Annotated in this window: 18 protein-coding genes; 14 read left to right on the top strand and 4 right to left on the bottom strand. The window is 73.0% G+C overall.

From position 1 onward, the window contains the following. Window positions 1–51: 51 nt before the first annotated feature. From ACIBTU_RS01175 to ACIBTU_RS01160, 4 genes are all read left to right on the top strand, one after another. Entirely contained in the window at window positions 52–1092 is a 1041-nt protein-coding gene (locus ACIBTU_RS01175) for a PhlD (protein WP_399123775.1), read from the top strand. 83 nt (window positions 1093–1175) lie between these two features. Then, window positions 1176–1841, top strand: coding sequence for a TetR family transcriptional regulator (locus ACIBTU_RS01170; protein WP_399123774.1), 666 nt, complete (start codon window positions 1176–1178; stop codon window positions 1839–1841). 8 nt (window positions 1842–1849) lie between these two features. Beyond that, window positions 1850–2638, top strand: a complete 789-nt coding sequence (locus tag ACIBTU_RS01165; RefSeq protein WP_399123773.1) for an SDR family NAD(P)-dependent oxidoreductase — start codon at window positions 1850–1852, stop codon at window positions 2636–2638. Window positions 2639–2890: 252 nt separating this feature from the next. Next, window positions 2891–3985, top strand: coding sequence for an acyltransferase family protein (locus ACIBTU_RS01160; protein WP_399123772.1), 1095 nt, complete (start codon window positions 2891–2893; stop codon window positions 3983–3985). Here ACIBTU_RS01160 and ACIBTU_RS01155 read toward each other — a convergent pair. Then, window positions 3966–4661: a DUF2470 domain-containing protein gene (locus ACIBTU_RS01155; protein ID WP_399123771.1), complete on the bottom strand. Its 696-nt coding sequence runs from the start codon at window positions 4659–4661 to the stop codon at window positions 3966–3968. The genes ACIBTU_RS01160 and ACIBTU_RS01155 overlap by 20 nt on opposite strands. Before the next feature lie 138 nt (window positions 4662–4799). On the opposite strand from ACIBTU_RS01155, the gene ACIBTU_RS01150 reads away from it, so the two are divergent. The 3 genes from ACIBTU_RS01150 (at window position 4800) to ACIBTU_RS01140 (ending at window position 7296) form a co-directional block, all read left to right on the top strand. Beyond that, on the top strand, window positions 4800–6377 hold the full coding sequence (locus ACIBTU_RS01150; RefSeq protein ID WP_399123770.1) for an FMN-binding glutamate synthase family protein: 1578 nt from the start codon (window positions 4800–4802) through the stop codon (window positions 6375–6377). 91 nt (window positions 6378–6468) lie between these two features. After that, window positions 6469–6774, top strand: a complete 306-nt coding sequence (locus tag ACIBTU_RS01145; RefSeq protein WP_399123769.1) for a hypothetical protein — start codon at window positions 6469–6471, stop codon at window positions 6772–6774. A 117-nt stretch (window positions 6775–6891) separates the two neighbouring features. Next, complete coding sequence (locus tag ACIBTU_RS01140; RefSeq protein ID WP_399123768.1) at window positions 6892–7296, top strand: ATP-binding protein; 405 nt, start codon at window positions 6892–6894, stop codon at window positions 7294–7296. A gap of 60 nt (window positions 7297–7356) precedes the next feature. Here the strand turns inward: ACIBTU_RS01140 and ACIBTU_RS01135 are convergent, their stop codons facing one another. Together ACIBTU_RS01135 and ACIBTU_RS01130 are read right to left on the bottom strand one after the other, a co-directional pair. Further along, window positions 7357–8010, bottom strand: a complete 654-nt coding sequence (locus ACIBTU_RS01135) for an MBL fold metallo-hydrolase (protein ID WP_399123767.1) — start codon at window positions 8008–8010, stop codon at window positions 7357–7359. After that, window positions 8010–9095 (bottom strand): S-(hydroxymethyl)mycothiol dehydrogenase, encoded by a 1086-nt coding sequence (locus ACIBTU_RS01130; protein ID WP_399123766.1) that lies wholly within the window; start codon window positions 9093–9095, stop codon window positions 8010–8012. Before ACIBTU_RS01130 ends, ACIBTU_RS01135 begins: the two co-directional genes overlap by 1 nt. Before the next feature lie 117 nt (window positions 9096–9212). Between ACIBTU_RS01130 and ACIBTU_RS01125 the strand changes: the two genes are divergently transcribed. After that, complete coding sequence (locus tag ACIBTU_RS01125) at window positions 9213–10004, top strand: ABC transporter permease (protein ID WP_399123765.1); 792 nt, start codon at window positions 9213–9215, stop codon at window positions 10002–10004. Between the two features lie 3 nt (window positions 10005–10007). Here the strand turns inward: ACIBTU_RS01125 and ACIBTU_RS01120 are convergent, their stop codons facing one another. Next, entirely contained in the window at window positions 10008–10934 is a 927-nt protein-coding gene (locus ACIBTU_RS01120) for an aminoglycoside phosphotransferase family protein (RefSeq protein ID WP_399123764.1), read from the bottom strand. A gap of 147 nt (window positions 10935–11081) precedes the next feature. On the opposite strand from ACIBTU_RS01120, the gene ACIBTU_RS01115 reads away from it, so the two are divergent. The 6 genes from ACIBTU_RS01115 (at window position 11082) to ACIBTU_RS01090 (ending at window position 16918) form a co-directional block, all read left to right on the top strand. Beyond that, entirely contained in the window at window positions 11082–11267 is a 186-nt protein-coding gene (locus ACIBTU_RS01115; RefSeq protein ID WP_399123763.1) for a hypothetical protein, read from the top strand. Between the two features lie 84 nt (window positions 11268–11351). Continuing rightward, window positions 11352–12902 carry an ATP-dependent DNA ligase gene (locus ACIBTU_RS01110; protein WP_399124214.1) on the top strand — a complete coding sequence of 517 codons (1551 nt, stop codon included), beginning with the start codon at window positions 11352–11354 and terminating at the stop codon, window positions 12900–12902. Window positions 12903–12986: 84 nt separating this feature from the next. Continuing rightward, window positions 12987–13472, top strand: a complete 486-nt coding sequence (locus ACIBTU_RS01105; protein ID WP_399123762.1) for a cation:proton antiporter regulatory subunit — start codon at window positions 12987–12989, stop codon at window positions 13470–13472. 4 nt (window positions 13473–13476) lie between these two features. After that, window positions 13477–14724 (top strand): cation:proton antiporter, encoded by a 1248-nt coding sequence (locus ACIBTU_RS01100; RefSeq protein WP_399123761.1) that lies wholly within the window; start codon window positions 13477–13479, stop codon window positions 14722–14724. A gap of 153 nt (window positions 14725–14877) precedes the next feature. Next, window positions 14878–16401 carry an MFS transporter gene (locus ACIBTU_RS01095; protein ID WP_399123760.1) on the top strand — a complete coding sequence of 508 codons (1524 nt, stop codon included), beginning with the start codon at window positions 14878–14880 and terminating at the stop codon, window positions 16399–16401. 10 nt (window positions 16402–16411) lie between these two features. Further along, window positions 16412–16918 carry an NUDIX domain-containing protein gene (locus ACIBTU_RS01090; protein WP_399123759.1) on the top strand — a complete coding sequence of 169 codons (507 nt, stop codon included), beginning with the start codon at window positions 16412–16414 and terminating at the stop codon, window positions 16916–16918. Window positions 16919–16990: the final 72 nt, after the last annotated feature.

The raw sequence follows: 16990 nt of genomic DNA, 5'->3' as shown, positions 1-16990 counted from the left end.
AGTACGTTGAGCAGCACCCCCCACTCCCTACTCACCCCTGTGGGAGCTGCCATGCCCGCGTACGTCTCACCGCCCCGCACCGTCCTCGGCGCCCATAAGGTCACCACCGAGGAGATATCCGACGACATACGACTGCACCACCCGGACCATCCGCGACTGCGGGCCGTCCTGCGCGTCGTCGACAACTGCGGGGTCCGCACCCGGCACTTCACCCGGCCGCTCGACGCGGCCACGATCTCCGGGAACGCCGGTGTGGACGAGCGCACACGGCTCGCGTTCGAGGACGCCCTCGACCTGGCCGAGCGGGCTTCGATGTCCGCGCTGGAGACCGCGGGCCTGGCGGCGGACGACATCGATGCCATCGTGACGACGCACGCGACGGGCTGGGCGGTGCCGAATCTGGACATCCACCTCATCCACCGTCTCGGGCTACGGCCGACGACCCGGCGCGTCGCCATGACGACGGCGGCCTGCGGGGGTGGCGCCCAGGCGCTCATCCGCGCCTCGGACCTCGTCGCCGCGCGCCCCGGCAGCACCGTCCTCGTAGTGGCGTCCGAGGTGCTGTCCGCGACGTACAACCACGCGGCGTCGTCGATCGAGTCCATGATCTACAAGGCCCTCTTCGGCGACGCGGCCGCGGCCACCGTGGTCACGAGCGATCCGCTCGGCCCCGGTCTCGCCGTCGACGACACCTTCGAGTACACGCTCCCGGACAGCGTCACCCGCTACAGAGGCCGGCTCGACGACAAGGGGATGCATTTCGAGTCGACGAAACTCGCCCCCACTACCGCCGCGGAGACACTGACCGTGGTCAAGGACTGGTACGGCGTGGACGTACCGGACTTCACCGTGATCCACCCGGGCAGCCTCAGCATCATCGGTGACACGGCGGAAGCCTTCGGTGTCGATCCCACGCTCACCCGCCACTCCACCGAGTCGCTCGCCGACGAGGGCAACCTGGGCGGCGTCAGCGTCCTGCGCGTCCTGGAACGGACCTGCGCAGAGCCGCCCGCGGCGGGCGCCCGCGGGCTCACCGTCGCGTACGGCCCGGGTTTCTTCAGCGCGGCCCTGAAATGCCACTGGCACGCCTGAGCCCATCCCCTCCCCCACCCTCCGTGAAAGATGTCTCACCGGGACTCATGTCCCCACGGGACATGAAGGTGTACTCTGGGGGCATGAAGGCGAACGAGAGTGCGGGGGCCCAAGGGGTCGACCGGCGGCAGCTGAAGGCGCTCAGGACGCGTGAGGCGCTGGCCGAGGCGGCCGTCGAGCTCGTGCTCGAGAAGGGGCTCGCGGCCGTCACGGTCGAGGCCATCGCCGAGCGCGCGGACGTCACCCGCCGCACCTTCAGCCGGCACTTCACCGGCAAGGAGGACGCGGCGCTCGACTTCACGCGGGCCGACGGCACGGGGATCAACGCCGCGCTGCGCGAGCGCCCCGCCGCCGAGCCCCCGCTCCTCGCGTACCGCCGTGCCGTCTCGGACTGGCTGACCGACCGGGACACCCCCGGCTGGCACCACCGCCCGCGCCTGCGCGAGCTGTACGCGGTCGTGGACGCGGAGCCCGCCCTGTTCGCCGCGTACGAGCGCATCCGGGTCGACGCCCAGGAGGAGTCCGTACGCATCATCGCCGACCGGCTCGGCACCGACCCGGCCCGGGACCCGCTTCCCGGCATCGTGGTCGGCGCCGCCGCCGGTGTGCTGACCGCCGCGCTGCGCACCTGGGCGCGCGGCGCCGGCTCGGACGCCGAAGACCTCGCCGATCTGGTGGCGCGGGCCTACGACGCCCTCTTCGGGGAGGCCGCCCGCGCGGCGACCGCCGACAACGCAACCAGAGAGTGAACCGCACCATGAGCACCACCCCCTCCACCATCACCCCCGACTACGCCACCGAGTTCGCCGGGAAGACCGCCCTGGTCACCGGCGCCGCCTCCGGCATCGGCCTGGCCACCGCGCGCCGGCTCGGCCTCGGCGGAGCGAAGGTCGTCGTCGCCGACTTCAACGAGCAGGGCGCACGGGACGCCGTGGAGGCGCTGCGCGAGGAGGGCGTCGAGGCGGCCGCCGTGGCGCTCGACGTGACCGACCCCGAGTCCGTGCACGCCGCCGTGCGGTTCACGGTCGACACGTTCGGCGGGCTCGACCTGGCCGTCAACAACGCGGGCATCGGTGGCGCGAGCGCCCCGACCGGCGAGTACGACATCGATGTCTACCACCGGGTCGTCCGGACGAACCTGGACGGCGTGTTCTTCAGCATGAGGCACGAGATCCCGGCCATGGAGGCCTCCGGCAAGGGCGGTGCGATCGTCAACGTCGCCTCGATCCTCGGCTCGGTCGGCTTCGCCGGCTCCCCGGCCTATGTCGCGGCCAAGCACGGCGTCGTGGGCCTGACCAAGACGGCCGCCGCCGAGTACGCGGCGAAGGGCATCCGGGTCAACGCGGTGGGCCCGGGCTTCATCGACACCCCCCTGCTCAAGGAGATGGACAAGGCCGCCTACGACGGTCTGGTCGCTCTGCACCCGGCGGGCCGGCTCGGCCGCTCCGAGGAGGTCGCGGAGCTGATCGTGTTCCTGCTCTCGGACCGTGCCTCGTTCGTGGCGGGCAGCTACCACCTCGTGGACGGCGGCTACACGGCGGTGTGACACGCCCGGGCGCCTCTCACCTCAGGGCCCCCGGCGGCGAGTTCCGACTCGCCGCCGGGGGCCCTTGTCCCGTTTCGGGGTGCCATGGAACGGTCGATGCCGGGAAGACGGGAGGCCTGGACTCACCCGACGGGCGACACGCACGACGAGGGGCACCGCGACGCGATGGCACAACGGACGGCACGGACACCGACACCCACAGGGACATCACCCGAGGCGCGGGCACGGGCGCAGGCACCGGTGCAGGAGCCGGTGGCGGCTCCCCCGCAGGGCAGATCCGCCGGCCGTGAGTCGTACTTCGACAACGTGAAGTACCTGACGATCGTGCTCGTCGCCTGCGGGCACGCGTGGGAGCCGCTGACGTACGGCAGCCGGACCGTGCACGCGGTGTACCTGTTCGTGTACGCCTTCCACATGCCGGCGTTCGCGCTCGTGTCGGGGTACTTCTCGCGGAGCTTCGACATGGCTCCCGGACGGCTGCGGCGTCTGATCACCGGGGTGGTCGTCCCGTACGTCGTCTTCGAGGTGGCCTACACACTGTTCTACCGCTGGGCGCAGGACGATCCCGGGTACCCGGTCAGTCTGCTGGATCCCTGGTACCTGATGTGGTTCCTGGTCGCGCTGTTCGTGTGGCGGATGTCGACGCCGCTGTGGCTGCAGCTGCGTCACCCCGTGCCGGTGGCGCTGGCGATCGGTACGGCGGTGTCGATGTGGCCGGGCGCGGGCGGTGATCTGGCGTTGCAGCGGGTGCTGCAGTTCCTGCCGTTCTTCGTGGTGGGGCTCGTGCTGCGGCCGGAGCACTTCGCGCGGCTGCGGACCTGGCGGGTGCGCCGGGCGGCGCCGGCGGTGCTCGCGGCGGCGGTTGTGGCGGCGTACGCCGTGGAGCCGTGGCTCGACGCCGGCTGGTTCTACCACCGGAGCAGCGTCGCGGGGCAGGGGGTGCCGGCGTGGACGGGCCTGATCGTCACGCCCGCGCTGTTCGTGCTCGCGCTGGTGCTGACGGCCTGCTTCCTGGCGTGGGTGCCGGGCCGCAGGCTGTGGTGCACGGCGCTGGGCACGGGGACGCTGTACGCGTATCTGCTGCACGGGTTCGTCATCAAGGCGGCCCGGTTCGGGGACTGGTACGCGCATCCGTGGCTGCACACGCCGCTGGGTGAGCTGGGGGTGACGGCTCTGGCGGTCGGCGGGATCACGCTGCTGTGCACCGGGCCGGTGCGCCGGGTGTTCCGGCCGGTGGTGGAGCCGGCCATGGACTGGGCGTTCCGGCCGACGCGGCGCGAGCGCCGGGCGGCGGCCCGGGAGTCCGCACGGGAGCAGCCGGCGCGGGTCACATCCGGCGGTGGGTGACGGCCTGCGCCGAGGCGAGGAGGCACTGCATGCGTTCGGTGAGCGAGGCCAGGTCGTCGGCCGGGCTGTGGAACGGGATGCGGACGTCGGCCTGGCCGCGGGCGCGCTCCAGACGGAGCGTCAGTCCGTGCCGGTCGACGGCGAGCGGCTGGACGCGGTTGACGCCGTGCAGGCTGTCGGGGCAGATGAGCCGGGTGAGCTGCTCGACGGCCTCCGGGTGGGCGTCGGCGAGGTGGGTCAGGAGCCGGGGTTCGGCGTGGGCCAGCGGGTCGGCGCGAGTACCGGCGAGTTCGTCGAGGTCGATGCCGGTGCGGCCGGTGCGGGTCTGCAGGACGGCGCGTTCGGTGCGCAGCACCAGTTCGTCGCCGTCCGGGACGAGTTCACCGGAGAGCCAGAGCCGGGCGCGGATCCGGTCCCGTACGGGCACGGGTGCGGTGTCGGCGAACTCCACGAGGGTCGTGGGCCGGCCGTGCGGGGCGCAGAGCGCGGCGGCGGCGAGGACGCTGTCCGGCGGCGGCGCGATGCGCAGTGTGCCGTCCTCGTCGACGCGGTGGGCGCCGACGAGGTCGTCCCGTCCCACGTCGGTGGTGACGCCGCAGCTGAACGCGGTGGCGAGCACGGAGCGTGCGTGGGCCGCCGTGGTGGGCACGGCGGCAGCGATCGATCGGACACCCATCCCGGAACCTCCATTAGGTAAGCCTTGCCTAACTTATCTGAGACCTCGGGGAGGATCCACCCCGGGCCCCACCCCGGTCCCCCTCTGCGCCCCTGTGTCGTCCCCGCCCGGGGAGCCCGCGTGCGCTTGACTCGACGGATGCGCCGATTCCTCGTGTTCGTCCTCGTCGCCGCCGCAGCGGCCGCGACGACGGCCCTGTCGCTCCTGGTGTCGCCGTGGTGGTGGTGCGCCGCCGGTCCCCTGCTCGCCCTGGCCGCGCTCGGCGTCGCCGATCTGGCGCAGACCCGCCACTCGGTCCTGCGCAACTACCCGCTCGTCGGCCACCTGCGCTTCCTGATGGAGTCGCTGCGGCCCGAGATGCAGCAGTACTTCATCGAGCGCAACTACGACGGCCGGCCCTACGACCGCGACGTGCGCAGCATCGTCTACGAGCGGGCCAAGGACACCGAGGCGGAGGAGCCCTTCGGGACCGAGCAGGACGTGTACGCCCCCGGCCACGAGTTCCTGGTCCCGTCCATGCGGCCGGTGGACGTGCCCGAGGAGGCTCCGACGGTGCGGCTCGGCGGGCCCGACTGCTCACGCCCGTACGACATGTCCCTGCTGAACGTCTCGGGGATGAGTTTCGGCGCGCTGTCCTCGCACGCGATCCGGGCGCTCAACGCGGGCGCGGCGCGCGGCGGCTTCGCGCACGACACCGGGGAGGGCGGTCTGTCGGACCATCATCTGGCGCCGGGCAGCGACCTGGTCTGGGAGATCGGCACCGGGTACTTCGGCTGCCGTACGAAGGACGGGGGCCTGGACCGCGCCGAGTTCGCCGAGAAGGCGGCGAACCCCCAGGTCAAGTGCGTGTCTCTGAAGCTGTCGCAGGGGGCGAAGCCCGGGATCGGCGGGGTGCTGCCGGGCGGCAAGGTGAACGCCGAGATCGCCCGGGTGCGGGACGTGCCGGTGGGCGAGACCGTCATCTCGCCGCCGTACCACCGGGAGTTCTCGACGCCGCGCGAGATGGTCCTGTTCCTCGCCGAGCTGCGGGAGCTGGCGGGCGGCAAGCCCGTCGGGTTCAAGCTGTGCGTCGGTTCACGCGTGCAGTTCCTCGCGGTCTGCAAGGCGATGCTGGCCGAGGGCGTGAGCCCGGACTTCGTGACCGTGGACGGCTCCGAGGGCGGCACCGGCGCGGCCCCGCTGGAGTTCGCCGACCATCTCGGCACGCCGCTCACGGAGGGCCTGATCACGGTGCGCAACGCGCTGGTCGGGGCCGGGCTGCGGGACCGGATCCGGATCGGCGCGAGCGGCAAGGTCGCCACCGGCGCCGACATCGTCAAACGGCTCGTGCAGGGCGCGGACTTCACGAACGCGGCCCGCGCGATGATGTTCGCGGTCGGCTGCATCCAGGCCCAGCGCTGCCACACCAACACCTGCCCGGTCGGGGTCACGACCCAGGATCCGCGCCGGGTGCGCGCCCTGGACGTCGCGGACAAGGCCGCCCGCGTCTACCACTACCAGCGGGCGACGGTGCGCAGCGCGGCCCAGATCATGGCGGCGATGGGGGTCCGCGACCCGCGCGACCTGGACCCCGACCAGCTGGTCCGCCGTGTCGCACCGCACGAACTGGTCTCCTACGCGCGGCTCTACGAGTGGCTGGAGCCGGGCGAGCTGACAGGGGATCCCCGCGCGGGCTGGGCCGGGGACTGGGCGGACGCGGACCCCGACCGCTTCTGAGCGCCACCCGCTCACCCCAACTCCACGCGAACGGGGGGTGAATATGCCATCCGCCCACGCGCCCGGCGTCGCGAGCGGCATCATGCCCGCCATGGACGGTACTGCGCTGCTCCGAGAGCTCTTCACGGCCGACGAGTACGAGGCGGTCCGCAGGCACGCGGACCATCTGGGAGTGACCGTGAGCGAGTACGTGGCCCGGTCGGCCGCCGAGCGGGCTCTCGAGCGCCTGCATCTGACGGAGGCTCTGGAGGTCCAGGCCCCGCACCTGGGCAAACTGTCGATACCGCATCTGGAGCGGGCGCGGTGCGCGGGCGGCGCCTCGTCCCCTGCGCTGGATCGCTTCCTCGACACGCTGGCCCATCCCGCCGACCCGGCGGCGGCCTCCGACCCGGCCTGAGCCCGGGACGGGCGCGCACGCCTCCCGCCCGGGATCTGCTTGTCGATCAGGTTCCCGGGGAATGTGGCTCGTTACGAGGGGGCTCCGCCCCGACGCGAACGAGAGGGAGTGATCGTCATGCGTGCGTCCATGGGCGCCGACCGGCGTACCGCGCGCGTGGAGTTCCTGATGCCGCAGGGCTCGGGAGCGGCGCGATGGGCCCGTCGCATGACCCGGTCGTTCCTCGCCGGGCAGCTGGAGTGCGCGGCGGGCGACGCCGAACTGGTGGTCTCCGAACTGGTCGCGAACGCGACCCGTGCCTCCCGCGGCCGCAGTGTGCGGATGAGTCTGCGCCTCGACGCGGGCGAGCTGACGGTGGCCGTGCACGACGACGCCCCGGGGCTCCCCCGGTTGCAGCCGTCGTCCACGACCGCCGAGTCGGGGCGCGGGATCGCCCTGGTGCACGCGCTGGCCGACCGCTGGAGCGTGGAGCGGCATCCGTACGGCGGCAAGACGGTGCGGGCGGTGCTGGGCCCCTGCTGAGCGCACGGGACGCGACGACGGTCCTCGGGGCCGCCGCCGCGTCCTGGTGGGGCGTGGGACTCAGTGACCCCGCGCGATCCACTCCTCCAGCTGCGGCGCCTCGGCACCGATCGTCGTCGTGTCGCCGTGGCCGGTGCGCACCACGGTGTCGGCCGGCAGCGTCAGGAGCTTCCCGCGGATCGACTCGATGATCGTCGGGAAGTCGCTGAAGGTGCGGCCGGTGGCGCCCGGGCCGCCCTGGAACAGGGTGTCGCCGGTGAAGACGGTGCCGAGGGCCGGGGCGTACAGGCTGACGGCACCGTGGCAGTGGCCGGGCGTGTGCAGCACGGTCAGTTCGACCCCGGCGACGGACAGGCCCTGTCCGTCGGCGAGTTCACCGTCGGGCGCGCGGTCCGGGTGGGTCCGCTTCCACAGTTCGGTGTCGGCCGGGTGCAGCAGGATCGGCGCTCCGGTGCGCTCGGCGAGCGCGGGGGCGGCGTCGATGTGGTCGTCGTGCGCGTGGGTGCACACGATGGCGACGAGCCGGCGCTCGCCGACGGCCTCGGCGATCGCGTCGGCGTCGTGGGCGGCATCGATGACGACGACCTCATGGTCGTCGCCGACGAGCCACACGTTGTTGTCGACGTCCCAGGTGCCCCCGTCGAGCGAGAACGTGCCGGACGTGACGAGGTGTTCGACGCGCGCGGCGCCCGCGGCGGCTTCGGTGGCGGCCATCAGAAGACCACCACCGAACGCAGCACGTCGCCCCGGTGCATCCGCTCGAAGGCCTTCTCGACGTCCGCGAGCTCGATGGTCTCCGTCACGAACGCGTCGAGGTCGAGGCGGCCCTGGAGGTACAGGTCGATGAGCATCGGGAAGTCGCGGGAGGGCAGGCAGTCGCCGTACCAGGAGGACTTGAGGGCGCCGCCGCGGCCGAAGACGTCGAGCAGCGGCAGGTCGAGCCGCATCTCCGGGGTGGGCACGCCGACGAGGACGACGGTGCCGGCGAGGTCGCGGGCGTAGAAGGCCTGCTCGTACGTCTCCGGGCGGCCGACCGCGTCGATCACGACGTCGGCTCCGAAGCCGCCCGTCAGCTCGCGCACGGCCTCGACCGCGTCGGCGGAGCGGGAGTTGACGGTGTCGGTGGCGCCCAGCGAGCGGGCGGTCGCCAGCTTCTTGTCGTCGATGTCCACGGCGATGATCTTCGCGGCACCGGCCAGGCGCGCGCCCACGACCGCCGCGTTGCCCACGCCGCCGCAGCCGATGACGGCGACGGAGTCGCCGCGGCCGACCTCGCCGGTGTTGATGGCGGCGCCGAGGCCCGCCATGACGCCGCAGCCGAGCAGGCCCGCGGCGGCGGGCGAGGCGGCCGGGTCGACCTTGGTGCACTGGCCGGCGGCGACGAGGGTCTTCTCGGCGAACGCGCCGATGCCGAGCGCCGGGGACAGCTCCGTGCCGTCCGTCAGCGTCATCTTCTGCTTCGCGTTGTGGGTGTTGAAGCAGTACTGGGGGCGGCCGCGCAGACAGGCGCGGCACTGGCCGCACACCGCGCGCCAGTTGAGGATCACGTAATCGCCGGGAGCGACCTCGGTGACGCCCTCGCCGACCGACTCGACGACGCCGGCGGCCTCGTGGCCGAGCAGGAACGGGAACTCGTCGTTGATCCCGCCCTCCCGGTAGTGCAGATCGGTGTGGCAGACCCCGCACGCCTGGACCTTCACGACGGCCTCGCCCGGTCCGGGGTCCGGCACGATGATCGTCTCGATGGTCACCGGTGCGCCCTTGGCCCGTGCAATCACGCCCTGAACCTGCTGTGCCATGACGGTCAGCCCTCTTTCTCTACGCGTTCGTTCACGCTTGTTGCCCGCCCATCGTCGCTCACGGCGAGGGTGCGGCGCAGCAGGGGTGCGCAGGTCGGGGCGTTCTAGGGTGCGTACGTGCGTGAGACAAGCTTTGCGGCTTCCACTCTGCTGCCGGTCGACGGGTCGCTCGCGGCGGCGCTGATCGTGCTGCTGGTCCTCGCGGCCACGGTCGCGGCGGTGTTCCGGCTCGCGCCGGACGGGTCGTGGCGGCGGGCGCGGGACATCGTGTTCGCGGGGGTGCGGGCCGCGGTGCAGCTCGCGGTCGTGGCGCTGGTGATCGGCTGGGTGGTGCGGCACGGCGCGGCGCTGCTCGGCTTCCTCCTGGTGATGTGCGCCGTGGCCGCGGTGACGGCGGGGCGGCGCGTGACGCGGGCCCGCGGGTGGGCGTGGGCCTGGGCGGCGGTGCCGATCGCGCTGCCGGTCGCGCCGATCGTCGGGGCGCTGGTCCTGTCGGGGCTGTTGCCGACGCGCGGGATCGCGCTGATCCCGGTCACCGGCATCCTGATCGGCGGGGCGATGACGGCGACGGTCCTCGCGGGGCGGCGGGCCCTGGACGAGCTGACGCTGCGCAAGGGCGAGGTGGAGGCCTGTCTCTCGCTCGGGCTGCTCCCGCGCGAGGCCCGTCTGGAGATCGCCCGCCCCGCCGCGTCGGAGGCCCTGCTCCCCGGCCTGGACCAGACCCGCACGGTGGGCCTGGTCACGCTCCCCGGCGCGTTCGTCGGCATGCTCCTGGGCGGCGCGTCCCCGGTGGCGGCGGGCGCGGTGCAGCTGTTCGTCCTGGTCGCGCTGATGGCGGTGCAGGCGATCGCGGTGGCGGCGACGGTGGAACTGGTGGCCCGGGGCCGCCTGCACCGCCCCGAACCCTGATCCTCAGGCCGCCCGGGCCCCGGCGTCGCCCACGACCTTGCGCAGCGCCGCGCGACCGGCCGGCCCCCAGGTGGGCTGTCCACCGGGCAGCCCCCAGTCACCGGCCCGCCCGATCAGCACCAGGCCGAGCGCCCGCAGGACGGCCCAGCCCCGGGCACGGCGCACCGTCTCCGGGTCCGCTCCGTACGCGGCGAGAAGCGGGCCCGCCTCGCCCTCGGGCAAGAGGGTCCAGGCGGCGCACAGGTCACCGGCCGGATCGCCTGCGCACAGGTCCCCGAAGTCGATGACACCGGAGAGACGGCCGGTGGCGTCGACGACGACGTTGGCCGGGTGCAGGTCGCTGTGCAGCCACAGGCGCGGGCCGCTCCACACCGGGGCGGCCACGGCGTCGTCCCACAGAGCGCGGAGCGCGTCTGTGCCGGGCACGTCCGGGATGCCTTCCACTTCCCCGAGGCAGTTCTCGAAGTCCGCCGCGAGGGTCTCGAGAGGGACGCCGCGGCCCGGATGGGCCGGTGCGTCCGCTGGTGCCGGGCGGTGCAGTGCGCGCAGGAACGCCGCCAGGGCGGGCGCGGAGCCGGTGCCCGGGGCGATCGGAGTGCGGTCGGCCGGGGTGCCGGGGATCCAGGTGGTGACGGTCCAGGGGCGTGGGAAGCGGGCCGACGGCACACCATGGCGGCGCGGTTGCGGGGCGGGCAGCGGCAGCTCGGGGGTGAGGCCGGGGAGCCAGCGCTGTTCGTTGTGCACGGAGCGGGAGTCGGCGTCGGTGCAGGGCAGCCGGACCGCCAAGTCCTCGCCGATCCGCCACAGTTGGTGGCTCCATCCGGTGGCCGCGTGGCGCAGGTGCAGCTCGGCGAGGTCCGCGTGCTGCTCGCGCAGCAGGGCCCGTACGAGTGGCTCATCGATCTCGGGCCCTCTTGTCCCCGCAGGCATATCCGTAGGCATCTCCGTAGGCATCTCCGCACTCTCGCAGACAAGGGCGCGGGGACCGGTGTGAAGGGTGTTCGGGGGCTGCAGTACGTTCCTGTCGAACACGGGGGCGAGCCGGGTGGGCTGCTCTTTTATCGACGGGTGGGGAACATGGCGGCGCTGGGGTTCGTATTCGTCATCCTGCCCTGCCTGGCGGTGCTGTGCTTCACGGGTTTCGCGGCGTGCCGTGCGCAGCGGGCGCTCGCGTTCCAGGTGCTCGCGTGGCTGCTGCTGGCCGCCGGGCTCGTCTGTGCGCTGGTGCCGGTCGGGTTCGTGGTGTGGTTCTTGTTCCTGTGACGTCCTCGAGCCCTCCCCGGGCTCGCTCGCACCCACGCCGCTCCGACATGCGGCGGCCCCCGCGCCCGTAGGACGATGGACCGCATGTTGCTGGCCCGGCTCGCCCAGGTGTCCCAGGAGGTCGCCGCCACCTCGGCGCGGTCCCGGAAGATCGAGCTGCTGGCGGAGTTGTTCCGGGACACGCATCCGGACGACGTGGCGATCGTCATCCCGTACCTGGCCGGGCGGCTGCCCCAGGGGCGGCTGGGGATCGGCTGGCGGGTGCTGAGCCGGCGGGTGGAGCCCGCGGTGGAGCCCCGGCTGACGGTCCAGGACGTGGACGCCGCGCTGACGGTCATCGGCGATGTCTCGGGGGCCGGTTCGCAGGCCGAGCGGACACGCCTGGTCGGGGAGCTGCTGGGCGCGGCGACCGAGCCGGAGCAGCGGTTCCTGTTCGGGCTCGTGACGGGTGAGGTGCGTCAGGGTGCGCTGGACGCGGTGGCGATCGACGGGCTGGCGAAGGCCACGGACGCGCCGCCCGCCGAGGTGCGCCGGGCGGTGATGCTGGCGGGCGGGGTGCAGCCGGTGGCGCAGTCGCTGCTGGCGCGGGGGCCGGCCGCGCTGGAGGACTTCCGGCTGACGGTGGGCCGGCCCGTGCTGCCGATGCTGGCGCACAGCGCCGGTTCGGTCGGCGAGGGCCTGGACAAGCTCGGGGCGTGCGCGGTGGAGGAGAAGCTCGACGGTATCCGCGTGCAGGTGCACCGGTCCGGGGACGAGGTGGGGATCTACACGCGCACGCTGGACGACATCACGGACCGGCTGCCCGAAGTGAGCGCGGCGGCGCGCGCGTTGCCCGGGACGTCGTGCGTGCTGGACGGGGAGGTCATCGCGTACGACGCGGCGGGGCGGCCGCGCCCGTTCCAGGAGATCGCGGGCCGGGTCGGTTCCCGGGTCGACGTGGCGCGGGCCGCTGCAGCCGTGCCGGTCTCCCCCGTCTTCTTCGACGTCCTGTCCCTGGACGGGGAGGAGCTGCTGGATCTTCCGTTCGCGCGCCGGCACGAGCGGCTGGCCCTTCTGGTGCCGGAGCCGATGCGGGTGCGCCGCCTCGTGGTGGACGACGACTCGGACGCCGGACAGCGGTCCGCGGCCGACGCGTTCTTCGCGGCGACGCTGGAGCGCGGGCACGAGGGCGTCGTCCTGAAGGGCTTGGAGGCGCCGTACAGCGCGGGCCGCCGGGGTGCGTCCTGGCTGAAGGTGAAGCCCGTGCACACGCTCGACCTGGTGGTGCTTGCGGCGGAGTGGGGGCACGGGCGGCGCACCGGCCGGCTGTCGAACCTGCATCTGGGGGCGCGGCGGGCCGACGGCTCGTACGCGATGCTCGGCAAGACGTTCAAGGGGCTGACGGACGCGTTGCTCGACTGGCAGACCGAGCGGCTGGGCGCGCTCGCCGTGTCCGACGACGGGCATGTGGTGACGGTGCGTCCGGAGCTGGTCGTCGAGATCGCGTACGACGGTCTGCAGCGCTCCACGCGCTATCCGGAGGGCGTCACGCTGCGTTTCGCGCGGGTGGTGCGGTACCGGGAGGACAAGGCGCCCGAGCAGGCGGACACCGTGGAGACGGTCCTCGCCGAGCGGGACCGGCCCCCGGGTAACTGACCGTTTCTTTGCCAAAACATGGCACGTATATGGTGTCCCTAGCGCCGAACAAGGTGCATCCGACATCCATTCGCAGGGGGAGACGTGCCCGCTTCACGCCTGAGCAGAACACCATTGCCAGGGATCGGCATCCGTTACGACCTGACCACGCGCGAGCAGCGCCTGCTGTCGGTCGTCGCCCACCGGGACGGCGGCCGCACCCTCAGCGCGTACCAGGCCGACGACCCGGACGCCTGCTCCCTGTCGCTGAGGCTGACGTCGGGTGAGACCGAGGCGCTCATCGACGCGTTGATGCCCTCGCACCACAGCCCGAACCTGCTGCACACCACGGACCTGGGCCTGGTCGCCGAGCGCATCGAGGTGGCGGCGGCCTCGTACTGGAACGGGCGGCTGCTCGGCGAGACGCAGATGCGCACCGAGACCGGCGCCTCGATCGTGGCCGTGCTGCGCCGCGCGGACGCGATCCCGTCCCCCGCGCCGGACTTCCGGCTCGCGGGCGGCGACACCGTGATCGTCATCGGCACCCGCGAGGGCGTCGAGGCGGCGGCCACGATCCTGGGTCGGGAGTGATCGGATGCATTCCGCTGTCTTCCTGATCGAGTTCGGGGCGATCATCCTGGCGCTCGGCCTGCTCGGCCGGATCGCCGGGCGGCTGCGCTTCTCGCCCATCCCGCTGTATCTGCTGGCCGGTCTCGCGTTCGGCGAGGGCGGGCTGCTGCCGCTCGGCGCGAGCGAGGAGTTCGTCGCGATCGGCGCCGAGATAGGCGTGATCCTGCTGCTGCTGATGCTGGGCCTGGAGTACACGGCGAGCGACCTCGTCTCCAATCTCAAGACCCAGTACCCGGCGGGCCTCGTCGACATGACGTTCAACGCGCTGCCGGGCGCCGCCGCCGCGCTGCTCATGGGCTGGGGCCCGGTGGCCGCCGTGGTGCTCGCGGGCGTCACCTGGATCTCGTCCTCGGGTGTCATCGCCAAGGTGCTGAACGACCTGGGCCGGGTCGGCAACCGCGAGACACCGGTGATCCTGAGCATCCTCGTCCTCGAGGACCTCGCCATGGCGGTGTACCTGCCGATCATCACGGCGCTCCTCGCCGGGGTCGGCTGGGCCGCGGGCGGGCTGACGCTCGCGATCGCGCTGGGCGCGGCCGGGCTCGTCCTGTTCGTCGCCGTCCGCTACGGGCGGCACATCTCACGCTTCGTCTCCAGCGACGACCCGGAGAAGCTGCTCCTGGTGGTCCTCGGTCTGACCATCCTGGTCGCGGGGATCGCGCAGCAGCTCCAGGTGTCGGCCGCGGTCGGCGCGTTCCTCGTGGGCATCGCACTGTCCGGCGAGGTCGCCGAGGGCACGCACACGCTGCTGTCGCCGCTGCGGGACCTGTTCGCCGCCGTGTTCTTCGTCTTCTTCGGACTGCACACGGACCCGGCGAGCATCCCGCCGGTGCTGGTGCCCGCACTGCTCCTGGCCGTGGTCACGGCCTGCACGAAGATCGCCACGGGGTACTGGGCGGCGCGCCGCGCCGGGATCTCCGTCAAGGGCCGCTGGCGGGCGGGCGGCGCGCTCGTGGCGCGCGGCGAGTTCTCGATCGTCATCGCGGGTCTCGCCGTCACGTCGGGGATCGAGCCGCGGCTCGGCCCGCTGGCGACCGCGTACGTGCTGATCCTGGTGATCGTGGGGCCGCTGACGGCGCGGTTCACGCAGCCGCTCGCACAGCGCCTGTTCAAGCAGCGGGCCGCACCCGTGACGACCGCCGCCGTGCCGGAGCCGCGGCCCGCGGAGGAGCCGGCCGCGGTGGACGCCACGGACGGGGCGCCCCGCGCCTGAACCCCGGGGGCCGGCCAGGTCCCGCATCGCTCGCCCGGACGGCGACCGCGAGGAGAACGCACGCGTTCTCTCCCCGGTCGCCGTCCCCCGTTCGGGCGCATAGCGTGGTGGGCGATGTTGATCGGGGGTGCACCTGGGTGTCTGGAGGCCTCCATGGATCGCTCGCCCGATTCCGCAGCAACCGCCGGATCCGTACCCGCCTCCGCCCCACCGGGCACGAGCACCGCGTACCCCGGCGGCGGGCGGCACGAGCACCGGTGGCTGATCCTCGCCGTCATCGGCATCGCGCAGCTCATGGTCGTGCTCGACGCGACCATCGTGAACATCGCGCTGCCGTCCGCCCAGCGGGATCTGGGGTTCACCGACGGCAACCGGCAGTGGGTCGTCACCGCGTACGCGCTCGCGTTCGGCAGTCTGCTGCTGCTCGGCGGGCGCATCGCCGACCTGGTGGGCCGCAAGGCGGTCTTCCTCGCGGGCCTGGTGGGCTTCGCCGCGGCCTCCGCGTTCGGCGGTGCCGCCACCACGTTCGGGATGCTGGTCGCGGCGCGGGCGTTGCAGGGCATGTTCGGCGCGCTGCTCGCGCCGGCCGCGCTGTCCCTGCTCACGACGACGTTCACGGACCCGCGCGAGCGGGCGAAGGCCTTCGGCATCTACGGCGCCATCGCGGGCGCGGGCGGCGCGGTCGGACTGCTGCTCGGCGGCGTGCTCACCGAGTACCTGGACTGGCGCTGGTGCCTGTACGTGAACCTGCTGTTCGCGGTCGTCGCGATCCTCGGCGGAATGCGGCTGCTGCACGGCGGGCGGCCCGCCGACCGGCCGAAGCTGGACGTGCCGGGCACGATCCTGGTGTCGGTCGGCCTGTTCTGCATCGTGTACGGCTTCGCGAACGCCGAGTCGCACGCCTGGGGAGACGCGCAGACCTGGGGCTTCCTGGTGGTGGGCGCGGCGCTGCTGGTCGTGTTCGCCTGGTGGGAGACGAGGGCGGCGCATCCGCTGCTGCCCGTGCGCGTGGTCACGGACCGGGACCGCGGGGCCTCGTACCTGGCGATGTTCATCTCCGGCGCCGGCCTGTTCGGCGTGTTCCTCTTCCTGACGTACTACCTCCAGCAGATCCTCGCCTATTCGCCGGTGCTCACGGGTGTGGCGTTCCTGCCGATGGTGGCGTGCATGATCTTCTCCTCGGTCGTGGCGACCAACTCGCTGCTCCCCCGGCTCGGCCCGAAACCCCTGGTCCCGCTGGGCATGGCGCTCGCGGCCGCCGGTATGGCCTGGCTGACCGCGCTGGACACGCACAGCTCGTACGCGGCCCATGTCATGCCCCCGTTGCTGCTCTCCGGCATCGGCCTCGGCCTGGTCTTCGCCACCGCGATGAACCTGGCGACGGCGGGTGTGGCCGCGCACGACGCGGGGGTGGCCTCCGCGATGGTGAACACGAGCCAGCAGGTGGGCGGTTCGATCGGTACGGCGCTGCTCAACTCGCTGGCGACGAGCGCCGCCGCGAACTACATGGTCGGCAAGAAGCCGACGCCGCAGGCCAGGACACAGGCGGCGCTGGAGAGCTACGCGACGGCGTACTGGTGGTCGGCGCTGTTCTTCGCGGTCGGGTTCGTGGTGACGCTGGTGCTGTACCGGCCCGGCCCGCCCAGGTCACTGACCGGCGAAGCCGTCCACATGTGAGCCCGAGGCCATGACCGACAAGGCCGATAAGGCCGATAAGGCCACCAAGGCCGGGAAGCGACCGCGGCGCAGCGCGGGCCTGCTGCTGTTCCGCCGTACCGACGCGGGGCCCGAGGTGCTGCTCGGGCACATGGGCGGCCCGTTCTGGGCGCGCAAGGACGCGGGGGCGTGGACCGTGCCGAAGGGCGAGTACGAGGAGGACGAGACGGCGTGGGACGCGGCCCGCCGGGAGTTCCGCGAGGAGCTGGGGCTGCCGGCTCCCGAGGGAACCGCGCTGGCCCTCGGCGAGGTGGTGCAGTCCGGCGGCAAGCACGTCACGGTGTGGGCGCTGGAGGGCCGGCTCGACCCGGCGGACGTGGCGCCCGGCACGTTCACGATGGAGTGGCCGCCGCGCTCGGGCCGCAGCGCCGAGTTCCCCGAGCTGGACCGGGTGGCGTGGTTCGGCGTGGACGCGGCGCGGGCGGTGATGGTCACGGCGCAGGCGGTGTTCCTGGACCGGCTCGTCGAGCGGCTCTGAGGCGGGGCTCGGGCCACGTTCTCGCGTTGCGCGGCCCGGCGGGGCGCGGGAAGGTCGTAGGAATCGCGCTCA

The organism is Streptomyces sp. NPDC050145, assembly GCF_044460245.1.
GTDB lineage: Bacteria > Actinomycetota > Actinomycetes > Streptomycetales > Streptomycetaceae > Streptomyces.
The sequence above is the reverse complement of the archived record's forward strand: the minus strand, read 5'-3'. Positions and strand labels throughout refer to the sequence as shown.